This is a genomic window from Aeromonas sp. R5-3, from assembly GCF_040908225.1.
Classification (GTDB): domain Bacteria; phylum Pseudomonadota; class Gammaproteobacteria; order Enterobacterales; family Aeromonadaceae; genus Aeromonas; species Aeromonas dhakensis.
The window spans coordinates 456,586-472,605 of sequence record NZ_JBFODH010000021.1; the positions used below are offsets into that span (position 1 = coordinate 456,586).

Genomic DNA, 16,020 nt, shown 5'->3' on the forward strand with positions numbered 1-16,020 from the left:
GGCAGGCGCACTGGGTGGGCAGAGATGGCCTCAGGGCAGGTCGAGGGTGAAGCGGGCGCCGCCGAGCGGGGACTCGTCCACCATGATCTGGCCGCCGTAGCTGTGCACGATTTCGGTGACCACCGCCAGCCCGATCCCCTGGCCGGGGGAGCTGTCGGCGCGCACCCCGCGCTGGAAGATCTGCTGCGACTTGCCCGGGTCGATGCCGGGGCCGTCGTCCTCGATCTCGATCCGCAGTCGGTCGAGCCGGCGGCTCACCGTCACCTTGATCTCGCTGATGGCGAACTTGAAGGCGTTGTCGAGCAGGTTGCCCATCAGCTCCATCAGGTCCCCCTGCTCACCGGCGAAGAAGACGTCGTCGTCGAACTTGAAGCGGGTCTGCAGCTTCTTGTGGCGATAGACCTTGGCGAGGCTGGCCAGCAGCTTCTCGATGAGGGGCACCGGCTCGGTCCCCTTGCTGGCGAGGCGCTTGCGGCCGGTGACGGCGCGGCGCAGCTGGTACTGGATGATCTGATCCATGGTCAGGATCTGCTCATTGATGTTGTCGTGAATGTCGCGCCCGAGCTTGACCTCCTGCGCCGTCATCTGGATCAGCGCCAGCCGGGTTTTCAGGCTGTGGGCCAGGTCGTTGAGGGCATGCTGGTAGCGCTGGGTCTGCTGGCGCTCGTTCTCCAGCAGCTGGTTGACCGACTCGGTCAGCGGCGTCAGCTCCCGCTCATAGTCGTTGGAGAGCGCCTCCCGCTTGCCGGCCCGGATCTCGTCGATCTGGCGCGCCATGGTGCGCAGGGAGCCCAGGCTCCAGAAGCTGGTGAGCAGCAGCAGGGCGCCGAGCAGGGCGTAGGCGAGCAGGGCCTGGCGGATGCACTGGTAGAGGTAGTCGCGGGTCTGCAGCAGGTAGCGCTTGGCGGAATCGACCATCACCACGTAATAGGTGGTGGGGCCGTCACCGTGGTTGCGCAAGAAGCGCAGGCTGTAGATGAAGTAGCTCTCACCGTTCTTGATGGTGAGGCGCTTGAAGAAGTAGTCCTGATCCAGCCCGCCCAGGTACTTCATCAGATCGTCGCAGATGGAGTCCTTGACCTGGATTACCTCCGGCATGTGCAGGCTGGACCAGCTCAGCTGGCCGTCGGCCCGGCAGATAAGAGTGTCCAGGTTGGGGTCGATGGCATCCGGTGTGAGCCGGCCCAGATCCGTGCTGGCCTGGGCGTCCGGCATCTTGGAGGAGAACAGCTTGGAGAGGTTCTCTTGCATGCGGGTGCTGGCCTTCTGGGCCTGCTCATCGGTGTGGCCCAGATAAAGGATGTAGACCGAGAAGGACATGATGAGCGCGATGACCAGCATGGCGCTCAGCATCAGCTTGATGTGCAGCGAGCGGCGGATGAAGCGCATGGGGCGCGGCAGACGAAAGCTCATCAGCTGCACGACAGATTGAAGATGTAGCCCTGGCGGCGGATGGTGGAGATGGGCTGGATGAGCCCCTCCGGATCCAGCTTCTTGCGCAGCCGGCTCACCATCACCTCTATGGTGTTGGGGTCCCCCTCGCCGTCGCCGTAGAGCTGATCCAGCAGCTGCTGCTTGGAGACCACCTGGCGGGCGTTGCGCATCAGGTATTCGAGGATCAGGTACTCAAAGCTGGTGAGCACCACCGGCGTACCGGCGATGGTCAGCTCCTTGCGGGAGAGATCCAGCTCGTAGTCGCCAGCCTTGACCCTGGGAGAGATGAAGCCGGCGCTGCGGCGCACCAGGGCGTTGAGGCGGGCCAGCAGTTCGTCCTTCTGGAACGGCTTGACCAGGTAGTCGTCCGCCCCCGCTTCCAGCCCCTCCACCTTGTCCTGCCAGTTGCCACGCGCGGTCAATACGATGATGGGGAAGGGGATCTGCTGCTCGCGCAGCTGGCGGATGAGCTGCAGACCGTCCATGTCCGGCAGGCCCAGATCGATGATGGCCACGTCGATGGGGTAGTCAGCGGCGTAATGGAGCGCCACCTGGGCGCTCTCGGTGCTGTGCACCTGATTCTGGGCTTCGGTCAGCAGGGTGGTGAGGTGGTGATTGAGCAGCTTGTCGTCTTCGACCAACAAAATTTTCATAAGGTGCGCGATCATGGGGATCCAGGCTGTCAATTAGAGGGCTTATGACGGGGAGAGTCAATCCGGATCCTAACAGCCCCGCCTGTATCGGGACTGAATCAGCCCGCCATTGGTTATATGCCTCCAGACCATGCGCAGACGCTTCGAGCAATCATGGTTGAACACTTTTTTCCTTGCATTGCACCAACAAAAAAGCCAGTCAGGAGCTGACTGGCTTTTTATTGGCGCTTATCGGGGATCAGTCGATGAGACTGGCCCACAGGTCGTACTCGTCCGCTTCGTCGATGCGGACCTTGACCATGTCGCCGGGCTTGAGGCCGGTTTCACCGTTCAGGTAGACCAGGCCGTCGATCTCGGGGGCATCGGCGGCGGAGCGGCCTGTGGCTCCCTCTTCGTCCACCTCGTCGATCAGCACCAGCATCTCTTTGCCCACCTTGCGGGCCAGCTTGCGGATGGAGACCTGCTGTTGCAGCTCCATGAAGCGCTGGAAGCGCTCTTCCTGCACTTCGGCCGGCACCGGATCCGGCAGCTCGTTGGCCTTGGCGCCCTCGACCGGGCTGTATTTGAAGCAGCCGACCCGATCCAGCTCCGCCTTGTCGATGAAGTCCAGCAGCATCTGGAACTCTTCTTCGGTCTCGCCAGGGAAGCCGACGATGAAGGTGGAGCGCAGGGTTATCTCGGGGCAGATCTCGCGCCACTTCTGGATCCGCTCCAGGGTGCGCTCGACGGTGCCCGGGCGCTTCATCAGTTTCAGGATGCGCGGGCTGGCGTGCTGCAGCGGGATGTCGAGGTAAGGCAGTACCTTGCCGTCGCGCATCAGCGGGATGACGTCATCCACGTGCGGGTAGGGGTAGACGTAGTGCAGGCGCACCCACATGCCGAGCTTGGCCAGCTCTTCGCACAGGGCCACCATGCTGGTCTTGACCGGCATGCCGTCGTAGAAGCCGGTGCGGTGCTTGACGTCGACGCCGTAGGCGGAGGTGTCCTGGGAGATGACGAGGATCTCCTTCACGCCGGCCTCTTTCAGGCGCTTGGCCTCGGCCAGTACCTCGCCGATGGGGCGGCTCACCAGATCCCCGCGCATGGAGGGGATGATGCAGAAGGTGCAGCGGTGGTTGCAGCCTTCGGAAATCTTCAGATAGGCGTAGTGGCGGGGGGTCAGCTTGACACCCTGGGCCGGCACCAGGCTGGTGAAGGGGTTGTGGGTCGGCTTTTCCACGTATTTGTGGACGTGGCCGAGCACCTCTTCATAGGCGTGGGGGCCGGTGATCTCGAGCACCTTAGGGTGGATCTCGCGGATCTGGTTCTCTTTGGCGCCCAGGCAGCCGGTGACGATCACCTTGCCGTTTTCGGCCAGGGCCTCGCCGATGGCTTCCAGCGATTCCTGTACCGCGCTGTCGATGAAGCCGCAGGTGTTGACCACCACCAGCTCCGCATCGTCATAGCTGGGCACCACGTCGTACCCTTCGGTACGCAGCTGGGTCAGGATGCGCTCGGAATCGACCAGGTTTTTGGGGCAACCCAAGGAGACGAATCCTACTTTGGGGGCCTGTTTTGTGTTGGACATCGCTCAATCACTCTTAGGTGGCTCTAGTTTTAGGGCGCGGATTTTACCGGAATGGCTAACCAAAAACTATACAGCCGGCACGTTGGAAGCGAACAATCTCTTTGCCCGGGCCACAATGGGTCGTCAAAGGAGAAAACCATGGTGGCAACAGGCCTTGCCGGCCGGCCAGCGGGGTTGTGATCTCTGTTGCTGACGCTTGAGTCAATTTGGCAGGAGAGTAAAAACAGGGGTCACTATACTCCCTGCAGGAATAGCAGAAGGACGTGCGGGATGGAGAGTTCATTTGGCGAAAAAGTGCAGAACGTGCACGCCACGCTCAGGCAGCGGTTTGACAAGTTGAGCCGGGTTGCGGTCGCCATCTATGACCAGCAGACGGACAAGCTCAAGACCTTTGCCCACAGCACGGAGGGGGGCTCGCCGCTGTTGCAGTACGAGGTGAAGCTGAGCGAGGTGCCCTCCCTGCGCTATCTGGCCGAGCGCCAGCAACCCAGGGTGCTCGATACTCTGGGCTCGCTGCAGGGGTCCCCCGCCGAGCACAGCCGCAAGCTGCTGGCGGCCGGTTATGAGTCGAGCTACACCGAGCCGCTGCTGTTCAACAGCCGGCTGTTTGGTTTTCTGTTTTGCGATGCCAGGGAGCCCGGCTACTTCGATGCAGCCATTCGCGGTGAGCTGGCGGCTTATGCCCAGATCCTGGCAGCCATCATCGCCGTTGAGTTCTTCTCCATCCAGACCCTGAACGGGGCGCTGACCACGGCGCGGGAGTTCAGCCGCTACCGGGACGAGGAGACCGCCAACCATCTGCACCGCATGTCGGCCTATTCACGGCTCATCGCCTGCGAGGTGGCAGCCCATTACCCCCTCAACGACGAGGAGGTGGAGTTCATCCATCTCTTCTCCGAGCTGCACGACATCGGCAAGATTGCGGTGCCGGACGCCATCCTGCTCAAACCGGGCAAGCTGACCCCGGAGGAGTACGCGGTGATGAAGATCCACCCGCTCAAGGGACGGGAGATGATTGCCCTGATGATAAAGGAGTTTGGTCTGGACGGCATCCATCACACCGACATGCTCAAGAACATCATTGCCTACCATCATGAGCGTTTCGACGGCCAGGGCTACCCGGAGGGGCTGGCGGGGCAGGCGATCCCGCTGGAGGCCCGCATCGTCACGGTGGCGGATGTGTTCGACGCGCTCACCAGCGAGCGTCCCTACAAGCAGGCCTGGCCGTTCGAAACGGCCTTCGAGTACCTCAAGACCCATGCCGGCAGCCAGTTCGACCCCGTCTGCGTCGCGGCGGCGCTGCGCAGCAAGGAGGCGTTTCGCGCCATCCATCAGCAGTATCGGGATCCGGCCATAACCTGACCTCTCGTTCACGCTCTCGGTGCTAGGGTCGGCTTGCCTACCGGGGTGAATGCCTGGGGGCGGGCTCTGCAATTTGATAGAGATGCTCGGAACAAGCGCTTGCGCAGCCACAAGGCCGGTCGCTAGTGCCCTGGCGCTCTGCCGCTAGCCGGGTTTGGCGCCACCAGAGCAGGGCGCTCATGGCCAGGATCAATGCGAAGGCGGCCAGCATGCTCAGCAGCAGGTGTGACATGGTTCGTCCCCTTGTTGATGATTGCAGCCGCACTGCTCTGCCTGGTGACAACCACTTTCCCTACCGATCTGTTTTTCCTTGCGGCCGTTGCAGGATGGCCGGATCCCCTTGATAAGACTCCCGGCCTTGCTGGCCTTGCGGCGTGACGGACTGCCCTGGCTGGCGTCGGTCAGCGGCTGAAAGTGGGCAGCAGACAGATCAAGGTGCACCGAGCGGTACTGCCATACCGATATCCCGGCATCGAGCAGTCGGCCCAGCATGTGCTCACCGATGTTTCGCACCAGCACCTGAGTGACGGCATGGGCCTGTAGCGTCGCCAGCAGGGCCTGTTTGCCACGGCAACCCTCGCCGTTGGCCGGGTTGGACATGGTCGCGAGCACCTCGCCGGCTGGACTGACAATCTGCAGTTGCTCAGCCCGGCTGACGTGGGCGGATGGCCGGCCCCGGCTCAACAGGATGGCATGGTTGCCTGGCACGGCTGTTGTATTCACGTTCTGGTTCATTGCGCGGTTTCTCCACTGGGTTGCGGGGGGGCGGGTTGCATCAACAGGGCCTTACCTAAACTCAGGCACTCCACCACCTTGTAGCGGGCGCGCTTGAGGGTATTGGCCAAGGTCTGGCGAGAAACGCCCATGAGTCGGGCGGCCTCCTGTTGCTGCATGCCCTCCAGATCCACCAGGCGCAGCGCCTCAAACTCATCGGCGGCGAGGGCCACCTGCTCCAGTTCATGCATGGGGACACCATTGGGCTTGAAGCAGCTGTTGGCGGGGCGACCACAGATACGGCGGGCTATTTTTGGTCTCGGCATAACGACTCCTAATTTGCATATGCCACATATACGCCGCATAAATGGCATATGCAAGTTAAAGAAAAATGTAATTGAAAGGCATGATCTTGTTGAGAGGGAGGTTGCGGCTTCACGAGCAGAGTTGGCGGCAACTTGATCATTTCAATGATTCCTGTATAGTTGAAATGAAGGCGCATCCAACGAGAGACAAACATGAACAAAGAGACGGCCACCAAGGTCTTTGAATCGCTGGCATCCGGGATCCGGCTCGATGTGTGGCGGCTGCTGGTCAAGGCGGGGCTGGATGGGCGGGTCGCGGGCGAGCTGGCCGGCGAGCTCGACATCGCCCCCAACACCCTGTCGTTTCATCTCAAGGCGATGCTCAATGCCGGCCTCTTGTCGGTGGAGCAGGAGGGGCGCTTCCTGCGCTACCGCGCCAATATCCCCTTGATGCTGGATCTTATCGGCTATCTCACCGAGGAGTGCTGCGCCGGCCATCCGGAGGCGTGCGGCATGATGCGCGCCGAGTCTACTTGCTCACCCCATGTGCTGCCTGCGCAGCCCTGCTGCCACAAGGAGTAATGCCATGTCAGTCATTCAGATTTTCGACCCCGCCCTCTGCTGCGCCAGCGGCGTCTGCGGCACCGAGGTCGATCAGGCGCTGGTCACCTTTGCCGCCGATTTGGCCTGGGCCAGGGAGCAGGGCGTTGCCATCGAGCGTTTCAATCTGGCCCAGCAGCCGCTGCAGTTTGCCGAAACACCTGCGGTCAGCGCCTTTCTCACCCACGCCGGGGAGGAGGGGTTGCCGTTGGTGCTGGTGGAGGGTCAGGTTGTGCTGACCGGCCGCTATCCGAGCCGCGGCGAGCTGGCCCGCTATGCCGGACTGCCCGCGCCGCAGGCCACCATCAAGGGCATAGTGAAAGCGGCCTGCCGTCCTGGCAGTGGTTGCTGCTAAGACATTGATATTCCAAACCATGTCGTAACGGGAGAGGCTATGTATCACTTTCTGACCAATCCGCCGCCGTTTCTCTTTTTCACCGGCAAGGGCGGGGTGGGCAAGACCTCGCTGGCCTGCGCCAGTGCGGTGGCCCTCTGTGACGCCGGCAAGCGGGTGCTGCTGGTGAGCACGGATCCCGCCTCCAACGTGGGGCAGGTGTTTGCCACCGACATCGGCAATCGCATCACCGCCATCGCCGCTGTGCCCGGTTTGTCGGCGCTGGAGATAGATCCCCCGGCGGCGGCCAAAGCCTATCGGGAGCGGATCGTCGGGCCGGTGCGCGGCAAGTTGCCCGAGCGCGTGGTGCGCAGCATCGAGGAGCAGCTCTCCGGCGCCTGTACCACCGAGATCGCCGCCTTTGACGAGTTCACCGCCCTGCTCACCGACCCGGCGCTGCGCTCGGAGTACGACCATATCCTCTTCGACACCGCCCCTACCGGCCACACCATTCGCCTGTTGCAGCTGCCGGGGGCCTGGAGCGAATTTCTGGCGCAGGGCAAGGGGGATGCCTCCTGCCTGGGCCCGCTGGCGGGGCTGGAGAAACAGCGCAGCCAGTATGCCGAGGCCGTCGCGGCGCTGGCCGACGACGCTCGCACCCGGCTGGTGCTGGTGGCGCGCGCCCAGCACTCCACCCTGCGGGAAGTGGCCCGCACCCACGAGGAGCTGGCGGCCATCGGCCTGGCGAACCAGCAACTGGTGATCAATGGCCTCTTCCCCGCAGACGCTATCGCCGGTGACACGCTGGCGCAGGCCATCTGGCGGCGTGAGCAGCAGGCCCTCGCCGACATGCCGCAGGGAATAAAGGGGCTGGCCCGGGATCAGGTGCCGCTGCTGGCTACCAATCTGGTGGGCGTCGAGAGCCTGCGCCAACTTCTGCAGCCACAGGATGCTGGTGAGCAGGCACCACTGGCAACGTCAGCCCATCTGCCAGCCCAGCCCGAGTTGAGTTCGCTGGTGGACGAGCTGGCCGCCGACGGTCACGGCCTCATCATGTTGATGGGCAAGGGCGGGGTGGGTAAAACCACCCTGGCGGCCGCCGTGGCGGTGGAGCTGGCAAGCCGTGGCCTGCCGGTGCACCTCACCACTTCGGATCCGGCCGCGCACCTCGGCGAGACGCTGGCAGGCAGCCTGTCCCATCTCGAGGTGAGCCGCATCGACCCCCGCGCCGAGACCGAGCGTTACCGCGCCCAGGTGCTGGCCACCAAGGGGGCTGCGCTGGACGAGCAGGGGCGGGCGCTGCTGGAGGAGGACTTGCGCTCCCCCTGTACCGAGGAGATCGCCGTGTTTCAGGCCTTCTCGCGCATCATCCGCGAGGCGGGCAAGCGCTTCGTGGTGATGGATACCGCCCCTACCGGCCACACCTTGCTGCTGCTCGATGCCACCGGCGCCTACCACAGGGAGATCGCCCGCCAGATGGGGAACAAGGGGTTGCACTTCACCACCCCCATGATGCAGTTGCAGGACCCCAAGCAGACCAAGGTGCTGATCGTCACCCTGCCCGAGCCCACCCCGGTGCAGGAGGCGGCCAATCTGCAGGCCGATCTGCGCCGTGCCGGCATCGAGCCCTGGGCCTGGCTCATCAACCACAGTCTGCAGCAGGCCGCGGTCAGCTCGCCGCTGCTGCAACTGCGGGCCGAGCGCCAGTTGCCTCATATCGAAGCGGTCGAGCAGCAACACGCCAGCCGCTATGCCGTGGTGCCGCTGCTCGCCGAGGAGCCGGTGGGGGCGGATGCCCTGCGTCGCCTCTGCCTGCACCACTGAGCAGTCAGCATCACTGAACAAGTGCCCCGGCCGCTTGGTCGGGGCTGATGAACATTTGTCGTTAACGAAAGAGATGCGGGATGACCGCATCGGGAGTCGTCATGTCTGCAACCTGTGATGCCAAGAGCCAACCGGCGATTGGCTTTTTTGAACGTTACCTCACCGCCTGGGTGGCCCTCTGCATTCTGGTGGGGATTGGGCTAGGGCAGGGCCTGCCGGATCTCTTCAAGGCCATCGGCGCCATGGAGGTGGCCAAGGTCAACCTGCCGGTGGGACTGCTCATCTGGGTGATGATCATCCCCATGCTGCTCAAGATAGACTTTGGCGCCCTGCATCAGGTGAAGGGGCACCTTAAGGGGATTGGGGTCACTCTCTTCATCAACTGGCTGGTCAAGCCCTTCTCCATGGCCTTCCTCGGCTGGCTCTTCATCCGGGTGTTGTTTGCCGACTGGCTGCCGGCTGATCAGCTCGACAGTTACGTGGCGGGGCTGATCCTGCTGGCAGCGGCCCCCTGCACCGCCATGGTGTTTGTATGGAGCCGCCTCACCAATGGCGATCCTTACTTCACCCTGTCGCAGGTGGCGGTGAACGATCTCATTATGGTGTTTGCCTTCGCTCCGCTGGTGGCGCTGCTGCTTGGGGTCTCCAGCATAGTGGTGCCCTGGGATACCCTGCTCACCTCCGTGGTGCTCTACATTGTCATCCCCGTCATCATCGCCCAGCTGCTGCGCAAGGCCTTGCTGCAAAAGGGAGAGGCCCATTTTGACGGCGTCATGACCCGCATCCAGCCCTGGTCGGTGGCGGCCCTGCTGCTCACCCTGGTACTGCTGTTCGCCTTTCAGGGCAACGCCATCATCGAGCAGCCGCTGGTCATCGCCCTGTTGGCGGTACCGATCCTGATCCAGGTGCTGTTTAATTCGGGATTGGCTTACTGGCTCAACCGCAAGGTGGGGGAGAAGCACTCGGTGGCCTGCCCCTCCGCCCTCATCGGTGCCTCCAACTTCTTCGAGCTGGCGGTGGCCGCCGCCATCAGCCTGTTCGGCTTTCACTCAGGCGCCGCGCTCGCCACCGTGGTCGGGGTGCTGATCGAGGTGCCGGTCATGCTGCTGGTGGTGCGTATCGTCAACGCCAGCAAACCCTGGTACGAAGCGGGGCTAAGCCGTTAACAGATGGCCGCTAACCCTTTTTATCCAATGTTTTTATTCACTTAAGCCATGAGAGACATGCCAATGAGTGCGATCACCATCTATCACAATCCAGAGTGCGGCACCTCCCGCAACACCCTGGAGCTTATTCGCAACAGCGGCGTCGAGCCGACCGTCATCCACTATCTGGAGACGCCCCCCTCCCGCGATGAGCTGGTGGCACTGATCGCCGCCATGGGGATGCCGGTGCGCGAGCTGCTGCGCAAGAACGTGCCCCCCTACGAGGCGCTCGCTCTGGCAGAAGATCGCTTCAGCGATGACGAACTGATCGACGCCATGCTGGCCCACCCGATCCTCATCAACCGCCCCATAGTGGTCACCCCCCTTGGCACCCGACTGTGCCGCCCGTCGGAGTTGGTGCTCGATATATTGCCCGATCAGCAAAAAGGGGCCTTCGCCAAGGAAGATGGCGAGCAGGTGGTGGACGAGCACGGCAAGCGGCTGCGTTGACAGGGAGCGGGGCCGAGCGTCACCGGCTGACCCGGACGGTGCAGATGCACTTACCGGGTGGGCGCCGGATCTGCTACTGTGACCCTCGACTCATCACAGCGGGGGAAACAGCATGAAGATTCGATTCCTGGTGATAGCCACGGCACTGGCGCTGACCTCGGCCCCTGGCCTGGCCGACTGGGCCAAGGTGAAGGCGGCCGCGACCGAGCTTGGCAACGCGGTGAGCGACACCAGCAAGGAGGCGTGGCAGAGCGTCACCGATTTCTCCAAGGCGACCTGGGCCTCGGTCTCCCAGTGGGGCTCGGAAGCGTTCAATACCGCTGGCGCCTGGACCGACAAGAGCGTGGCCACCGGCAAGGAGTGGCTGGCGGTGGCCGACAAGAAGCTCGACGAGATGCTGGAGCCCAAGACGGCGGACGAGGCGCGCCTCGCCCTCAATACCATGGCCGACACCGCCCTGGTGCGGCTGTTCAACGAACAGCCCTCGGCCAAGCTGTTGTTTGACAAGGCATACGGCTATGCGGTGTTCGACTCGCGCAAGTTCTCCCTGATGCTGCACACCAACCAGGGGGCCGGGGTGGCCGTCAACCGTGCCACCGGCAAGCACACCTACATGAAGATGTTCGGCGCCGGGCTGGCGGCCGGGCTGGGTGGCAAGTTCTATCAGCAGGTGATCCTGTTTGAGGACAAGGCCAGGTTCGATGCCTTCGTCAGCCAGGGCTGGGAGGCGACCTCCGAGGTGGGTGCCGTGGCGGGCAAGGAGAGCGCCGAGTTGACCGCCAAGTACAACGGCGGCATGGCCATCTACCAGATCGGCGAGAAGGGACTGCTGCTGGACGCCAATATCTCGGGCTCCAAGTACTGGGTGGACAAGGATCTGACCCGCTGATTGAGCAGAGGCCTCGCCCTCGCCAGTTTTTCTTCACACGGCGCGGATTGCCGTCTGTTTAATTGGTGCGGATTACAGTAAAAAGAGGGCCTTAGGCCCTCTTTTTCATGGGCGCAGCCAGGTTCGTCAGCAAGACAAGGAGAGTGGCATGACACAAGCATCAGCACAGGACGGGGCGGACGGAGCCCTGCGTCGGGAGTGGGACAAGCAGAGCATCTATCTGCGCCTGCAGGAGGGGATCCCCACGGCCTTCTGGGTCAGCGGGGATCTGGTCTCCCCCCTCGAACCCGGCGCCGAGGGGTCGGCATACCAGGGCCACTTCGGCTGGGGGCGTGCCGACGAGGCGACCATGGCTCTGGCGCAGGCCATCGTCGCCAGGCTGGTGGCGGTAGGACTGGTTCCCCCCGAGCTGGCGGCGAGCCGCGCGGGCTACCTGCATGACGAGGTGCTGGTCAAGCTGCCCGCCGGGGAGCACTACGATCTCCACCTGAGCTATCTGAGGCTGCTGCTGGGGGAGGGGGCCGTGCCGCGCCCCTGAGGGGCCGGCCCATCATCCGGCGACCATAAGAACCCCAGCTTCGAGGGTACTTCTCCCTAATTGGCACTCTTATTGCTTGGAGCCTGTCAGTGTCAATGATTTGTCTGGGGATGAAATATGGAAATCAGTGCAAGCAGCCTGATGCAAGAGATGCAGGCCCTCAAGGTGGAAGCCGGCGCCACGCCGCTCACCCAGCCTGGCCGTCAGGTCAGCTCCGATTTTGGTCAACTGCTGCAGCAGGCCCTTGGCAACGTCAACGAGCTGCAAGGGGCTGCCAACGATCTGCGCACCCGTTTCGACATGGGCGACAACTCGGTCGACCTGTCCGAAGTGATGATCGCCGGACAAAAATCCTCCATCGCCTTCGAGGCGACGGTGCAGGTGCGCAACAAGATGGTCGATGCCTACAAGACCATCATGAACATGCCGGTGTAACTCAGGCCCATGGCGACTGAGCATCATGAACATGTCAGCAATAAGGACATAAATCGTGGCTACTGATCAAAACGGCGAACTGCTGATGAACGATGAGGGCACCGCCGCCCTCGATGAGAATGAGCAGAAGAGTTCGGCACTCGGCTTCCTCTCCAACACGGACGTGCTGCGCCAGATCACCCTGATCCTGGGGCTGGCCATCTGTCTGGCCATCGCCGTTTTCATCCTGTTGTGGGGCAAGGAGCCGGACATGCGTCCCCTTGGCACCTATACCACCCAGGAGCTGGTCAAGACCCTCGACTTCCTCGATCAGCAGAAGATCCCCTATCAGGTGGATGGCAAGAGCGTGCTGGTCAATGCCGAAAACTTCTCCAACATCCGGCTGGCGCTGACCCGTGCCGGTCTGGCCAACGCCACTGACGCCAGCACCGACGGGGAAGACATCCTGCTCAAGGACTCCAGCTTCGGGGTCAGCCAGCGGATGGAGAGCGAACGCCTCAAGCTGAGCCGCGAGCGCCAGCTGGCCAGCGCCATCGAACAGTTCCAGAACGTGGCCAAGGCCCAGGTGCTGCTGGCCATCCCGAAAGACAACGTGTTTGCCCGCAACGAACGCAAGCCCAGCGCCACCGTGGTGCTGAGCCTCAAGGGCAATGCCCTCGGTCAGGGGGAAGTGGACTCCATCGTCGACATGGTGGCCTCCGCCGTGCATGGCCTGGAGCCGACCCGCGTCACCGTGACCGACCAGAACGGCCGCCTGCTCAACTCCGGCTCCCAGGATCCCGTCTCTGCCCAGACTCGCAAGGAGTTTGCGATGCAGCAGAAGCAGGAGCTGGAATACAAACAAAAAATTGACGCCATCCTGATCCCGGTGCTCGGCGCCGACAATTATACGGCGGAGGTCGACCTCTCCCTCGATTTCTCCCAGCAGGAGCAGACCCGCAAGACCTACAACCCGGATCTGCCGGCGGTGCGCTCCGAAATGACCATGGAAGAGAACAGCGCCAATGGCAGCAACGGTGGCGTGCCCGGCGCCCTCTCCAACCAGCCGCCTGCCGCTTCCAACATTCCGCAGCAGGCGACCGGCCCCAACGCCGAAACCACCGCGTCCTCTTCCGGCCGCTCCCGCAAAGAGGCGACCCGCAACTTCGAACTGGATACCACCGTCAGCCATATCCGGCGCCAGATGGGTGGCATTCGCCGCATGACCGTCTCGGTAGCGGTGGACTACAAGTCGGCCACTGCCGCCGATGGCAAGGTGAGCCGCGAGCCGCGCACCCAGGCCGAACTCGATACCCTGCGTCGTCTGCTGAGCGGCGGCCTTGGCTTTGATGTGACCCGTGGTGATACTCTGGAGGTGGTCGCCATCCCGTTCAACCGGCCCGAGCTTGAAAACGTGGCCGAGGCGCCGCTCTACGAGCAGCCCTGGTTCTGGCGCGCGGTGCGCATCGCCGCCTCCGTGCTGGTCATCATAGTGCTGATCGTCACCGTGGTGCGCCCCATGCTCAAGCGCCTGCTCTATCCGGATGCCAAGCCGGAAGGGGAACTGGATTTCGACAACCACACCGTGCTGGGTGGGGATGACGAGCTCAGTCTGCTGGCGGCTCAGGCCGAAGCCGAGCCGGTGTTCGGGGTACGTGACGGCCATCTGAAACTGCCGGATCTGCACCGTGACGAAGACTTGCTCAAGGCGGTACGTGCCCTGGTGGCGAACGAACCGGATCTGGCCGCACAGGTCATTAAAGAATGGGTAGCGAACAAAGATGGCTGACGAAAACAAGACACAGGTCACCGGCAATGACATCACCGACAGTCAGCGCCAGATCCTGGATCAGATGAGCGGCATGGAGATGGCGGCGGTATTGATGCTGAGCCTCAACGAAGAGGACGCCGCCCAGATCTTCCGCCATCTCGAGCCCAAGCAGGTGCAGCGGCTCGGCATGTCGATGGCCTCCATGTCGGATTTCAGTCACGACCGGGTGGCGGCGGTACACCGTCAATTCATCGACGACATCCAGAAGTACACCAACATCGGTATCGGCAGCGAAGACTTCGTGCGCAAGGCGCTGGTGGCCGCCCTTGGCGAAGACAAGGCCAGCAACCTGGTGGACCAGATCATCCTGGGGTCCGGTGCCCGCGGCCTCGATTCCCTCAAGTGGATGGATGCCCGCCAGGTGGCCAGCATCATCCAGAACGAACACCCGCAGATCCAGACCATCGTCCTCTCTTATCTGGAGCCGGAGCAGTCCGCCGAGATCCTGAGCCAGTTCCCGGAGCAGGTGCGCCTCGATCTGGTGATGCGTATCGCCAACCTGGAAGAGGTGCAACCGGCGGCACTGCAAGAGCTCAACGACATCATGGAGAAACAGTTCGCCGGTGCGGCGGGTGCCCAGGCAGCCAAGATGGGCGGCCTGAAGGCGGCGGCCAACATCATGAACTACCTCGACACCAACATCGAGGGTCAGCTGATGGACTCCATCCGCGAGTCGGACGAGGAGATGAGCCAGCAGATCCAGGACTTGATGTTCGTGTTCGAGAACCTCATCGACGTGGACGATCGCGGCATCCAGACCATGCTGCGGGAAGTGCCTGGCGATCTGCTGCAGCGGGCCCTCAAGGGCTCCGACGACCAGATGCGCGAGAAGATTTTCAAGAACATGTCCAAGCGTGCCGCCGAGATGCTGGCAGACGATCTGGAGGCCATGGGGCCGATCCGGGTCTCCGAAGTGGAAGCCGCCCAGAAGGAGATCCTCTCCATCGCCCGCCGTCTGGCGGATGCCGGCGAGATCATGCTGGGTGCCGGTGGCGGCGAGGAGTTCCTCTGATGAACGCTTGGTTCGACGTGCATAGCACTCCCGGCAGCGTGATGACGAGGAGTGCGGCAGCCAGATGAACAACAACAAACTGCGCGGCTATGTCAGACCCGACGGGGACGAGAGCCAGGTTCAGGCCTGGGGCTGGCCGGAGATGGAGGTCGAGGCCGAGGTCGAGACCAATGCCCTCGGGCTGACCCCGGACTGGTATCGGCAGGAGGAAGAGGTGCCGGTCGAAGAGCCGGCCGAGGAGCCGGCCCCCAGCATCACCGCCGAGGAGCTGGAAGCCATTCGCCAGGCCGCCTGGGAAGAGGGGATGGCCGAGGGGCGTGAAGCCGGTTACGCCAAGGGGCTCGAGGAGGGCAAGCTGGAAGGCTTGCAGCAGGGCCATGCCGCCGGACTGGAGCAGGGCAAGGAGGAGGGGCTGGCCCTCGGCCGCGAGCTGGTGGAGCAGCAGATGAGCCACTGGCAGGGGCTGATCGATCGCCTCGCCAACCCGCTCAAGGAGCTGGACAGCGCGGTGGAGCAGCAGCTCATCGCGCTGGTGATGCAACTGGCCCGCGCCCTCATCCGTCACGAAGCCGAGACCTCGCCCAGGCTGCTGCTCGAAGCGCTCAAGCAGGGGCTGGCGCTGCTGCCCGCCGCCGAACTGGGGGTCACCCTGATGCTGCACCCGGACGATCTGGCCCGGGTCGAGCAGGCATTTGGCGCCGAGGAGTGCGCCAAGCGCCACTGGCGACTGCAAAGCGATCCCACCCTCTCCCCCGGCGATCTGCAACTGGCCACCGAACTCTCCAGCATCGATCTGACCCTCTCGGGGCGCATCGACCAGCTGCTGCGCAACTTTCTGCGGGACAACGCCGGCCAGGATGGCCGCGGCTAGCGGCCTTGCCTGCTTGC

At 63.2% G+C, this 16,020-nt stretch carries 17 protein-coding genes; 12 read left to right on the forward strand and 5 right to left on the reverse strand.

The annotated features are described in order from the left end of the window. Positions 1-30: 30 nt before the first annotated feature. The 3 genes from AB5Y95_RS13970 to rimO all read right to left on the reverse strand — a co-directional run bounded on the left by AB5Y95_RS13970 (position 31) and on the right by rimO (position 3,654). Complete coding sequence (locus AB5Y95_RS13970; protein ID WP_244365021.1) at positions 31-1,413, reverse strand: ATP-binding protein; 1,383 nt, start codon at positions 1,411-1,413, stop codon at positions 31-33. Further along, positions 1,413-2,087: a response regulator transcription factor gene (locus AB5Y95_RS13975; RefSeq protein WP_010634645.1), complete on the reverse strand. Its 675-nt coding sequence runs from the start codon at positions 2,085-2,087 to the stop codon at positions 1,413-1,415. Before AB5Y95_RS13975 ends, AB5Y95_RS13970 begins: the two co-directional genes overlap by 1 nt. 238 nt (positions 2,088-2,325) lie before the next feature. Further along, positions 2,326-3,654 (reverse strand): 30S ribosomal protein S12 methylthiotransferase RimO, encoded by a 1,329-nt coding sequence (rimO, locus tag AB5Y95_RS13980; RefSeq protein ID WP_010634637.1) that lies wholly within the window; start codon positions 3,652-3,654, stop codon positions 2,326-2,328. A 270-nt stretch (positions 3,655-3,924) separates the two neighbouring features. On the opposite strand from rimO, the gene AB5Y95_RS13985 reads away from it, so the two are divergent. After that, positions 3,925-5,016, forward strand: coding sequence for an HD domain-containing phosphohydrolase (locus tag AB5Y95_RS13985; RefSeq protein WP_124249750.1), 1,092 nt, complete (start codon positions 3,925-3,927; stop codon positions 5,014-5,016). A gap of 213 nt (positions 5,017-5,229) precedes the next feature. On the opposite strand, the gene AB5Y95_RS13990 is transcribed toward AB5Y95_RS13985, so the two are convergent. Together AB5Y95_RS13990 and AB5Y95_RS13995 are read right to left on the reverse strand one after the other, a co-directional pair. Then, entirely contained in the window at positions 5,230-5,751 is a 522-nt protein-coding gene (locus AB5Y95_RS13990; protein WP_368161431.1) for a NifB/NifX family molybdenum-iron cluster-binding protein, read from the reverse strand. After that, positions 5,748-6,056, reverse strand: coding sequence for a DUF134 domain-containing protein (locus AB5Y95_RS13995; RefSeq protein WP_126882254.1), 309 nt, complete (start codon positions 6,054-6,056; stop codon positions 5,748-5,750). Before AB5Y95_RS13995 ends, AB5Y95_RS13990 begins: the two co-directional genes overlap by 4 nt. A 192-nt stretch (positions 6,057-6,248) precedes the next feature. On the opposite strand from AB5Y95_RS13995, the gene AB5Y95_RS14000 reads away from it, so the two are divergent. The 11 genes from AB5Y95_RS14000 (at position 6,249) to fliH (ending at position 16,003) form a co-directional block, all read left to right on the forward strand. Then, positions 6,249-6,617 carry a helix-turn-helix transcriptional regulator gene (locus tag AB5Y95_RS14000; RefSeq protein WP_005298747.1) on the forward strand — a complete coding sequence of 123 codons (369 nt, stop codon included), beginning with the start codon at positions 6,249-6,251 and terminating at the stop codon, positions 6,615-6,617. A gap of 4 nt (positions 6,618-6,621) precedes the next feature. Beyond that, positions 6,622-6,990, forward strand: coding sequence for an arsenite efflux transporter metallochaperone ArsD (gene arsD, locus AB5Y95_RS14005; RefSeq protein WP_005298749.1), 369 nt, complete (start codon positions 6,622-6,624; stop codon positions 6,988-6,990). 39 nt (positions 6,991-7,029) lie between these two features. Next, complete coding sequence (gene arsA / locus AB5Y95_RS14010) at positions 7,030-8,793, forward strand: arsenical pump-driving ATPase (protein WP_368161432.1); 1,764 nt, start codon at positions 7,030-7,032, stop codon at positions 8,791-8,793. 101 nt (positions 8,794-8,894) lie between these two features. Next, complete coding sequence (gene arsB / locus AB5Y95_RS14015) at positions 8,895-9,959, forward strand: ACR3 family arsenite efflux transporter (protein WP_368161433.1); 1,065 nt, start codon at positions 8,895-8,897, stop codon at positions 9,957-9,959. 63 nt (positions 9,960-10,022) lie between these two features. After that, positions 10,023-10,448: a glutaredoxin-dependent arsenate reductase gene (gene arsC, locus AB5Y95_RS14020; RefSeq protein WP_026141739.1), complete on the forward strand. Its 426-nt coding sequence runs from the start codon at positions 10,023-10,025 to the stop codon at positions 10,446-10,448. 112 nt (positions 10,449-10,560) lie between these two features. Continuing rightward, entirely contained in the window at positions 10,561-11,337 is a 777-nt protein-coding gene (locus AB5Y95_RS14025) for a hypothetical protein (RefSeq protein ID WP_010634629.1), read from the forward strand. A gap of 148 nt (positions 11,338-11,485) precedes the next feature. Beyond that, entirely contained in the window at positions 11,486-11,875 is a 390-nt protein-coding gene (locus tag AB5Y95_RS14030) for a hypothetical protein (protein WP_054545275.1), read from the forward strand. Positions 11,876-11,992: 117 nt separating this feature from the next. After that, positions 11,993-12,310 (forward strand): flagellar hook-basal body complex protein FliE, encoded by a 318-nt coding sequence (gene fliE, locus AB5Y95_RS14035; protein WP_005298759.1) that lies wholly within the window; start codon positions 11,993-11,995, stop codon positions 12,308-12,310. A gap of 55 nt (positions 12,311-12,365) precedes the next feature. Further along, positions 12,366-14,078 (forward strand): flagellar basal-body MS-ring/collar protein FliF, encoded by a 1,713-nt coding sequence (gene fliF / locus AB5Y95_RS14040; RefSeq protein WP_005298761.1) that lies wholly within the window; start codon positions 12,366-12,368, stop codon positions 14,076-14,078. After that, positions 14,071-15,132 carry a flagellar motor switch protein FliG gene (fliG, locus tag AB5Y95_RS14045; protein WP_005298762.1) on the forward strand — a complete coding sequence of 354 codons (1,062 nt, stop codon included), beginning with the start codon at positions 14,071-14,073 and terminating at the stop codon, positions 15,130-15,132. Before fliF ends, fliG begins: the two co-directional genes overlap by 8 nt. Positions 15,133-15,196: 64 nt before the next feature. Next, the gene (fliH, locus tag AB5Y95_RS14050) at positions 15,197-16,003 is read left to right on the forward strand and encodes a flagellar assembly protein FliH (RefSeq protein ID WP_336288947.1); all 807 of its coding nucleotides are present in this window, start codon (positions 15,197-15,199) and stop codon (positions 16,001-16,003) included. The last annotated feature ends 17 nt before the right edge of the window (positions 16,004-16,020 follow it).

Coding starts and splice junctions, on each gene's coding strand:
- arsD (WP_005298749.1), top strand. CDS start 6,622: ATGTCAGTCATTCAGATTTTCGACCCCGCCCTCTGCTGCGCCAGCGGC.
- AB5Y95_RS14000 (WP_005298747.1), top strand. CDS start 6,249: ATGAACAAAGAGACGGCCACCAAGGTCTTTGAATCGCTGGCATCCGGG.
- AB5Y95_RS14030 (WP_054545275.1), top strand. CDS start 11,486: ATGACACAAGCATCAGCACAGGACGGGGCGGACGGAGCCCTGCGTCGG.
- fliH (WP_336288947.1), top strand. CDS start 15,197: ATGAACAACAACAAACTGCGCGGCTATGTCAGACCCGACGGGGACGAG.
- fliG (WP_005298762.1), top strand. CDS start 14,071: ATGGCTGACGAAAACAAGACACAGGTCACCGGCAATGACATCACCGAC.
- AB5Y95_RS13995 (WP_126882254.1), bottom strand. CDS start 6,056: ATGCCGAGACCAAAAATAGCCCGCCGTATCTGTGGTCGCCCCGCCAAC.
- AB5Y95_RS13985 (WP_124249750.1), top strand. CDS start 3,925: ATGGAGAGTTCATTTGGCGAAAAAGTGCAGAACGTGCACGCCACGCTC.
- AB5Y95_RS13990 (WP_368161431.1), bottom strand. CDS start 5,751: ATGAACCAGAACGTGAATACAACAGCCGTGCCAGGCAACCATGCCATC.
- rimO (WP_010634637.1), bottom strand. CDS start 3,654: ATGTCCAACACAAAACAGGCCCCCAAAGTAGGATTCGTCTCCTTGGGT.
- arsC (WP_026141739.1), top strand. CDS start 10,023: ATGAGTGCGATCACCATCTATCACAATCCAGAGTGCGGCACCTCCCGC.
- arsA (WP_368161432.1), top strand. CDS start 7,030: ATGTATCACTTTCTGACCAATCCGCCGCCGTTTCTCTTTTTCACCGGC.
- arsB (WP_368161433.1), top strand. CDS start 8,895: ATGTCTGCAACCTGTGATGCCAAGAGCCAACCGGCGATTGGCTTTTTT.
- AB5Y95_RS13970 (WP_244365021.1), bottom strand. CDS start 1,413: ATGAGCTTTCGTCTGCCGCGCCCCATGCGCTTCATCCGCCGCTCGCTG.
- AB5Y95_RS14025 (WP_010634629.1), top strand. CDS start 10,561: ATGAAGATTCGATTCCTGGTGATAGCCACGGCACTGGCGCTGACCTCG.
- fliE (WP_005298759.1), top strand. CDS start 11,993: ATGGAAATCAGTGCAAGCAGCCTGATGCAAGAGATGCAGGCCCTCAAG.
- AB5Y95_RS13975 (WP_010634645.1), bottom strand. CDS start 2,087: ATGAAAATTTTGTTGGTCGAAGACGACAAGCTGCTCAATCACCACCTC.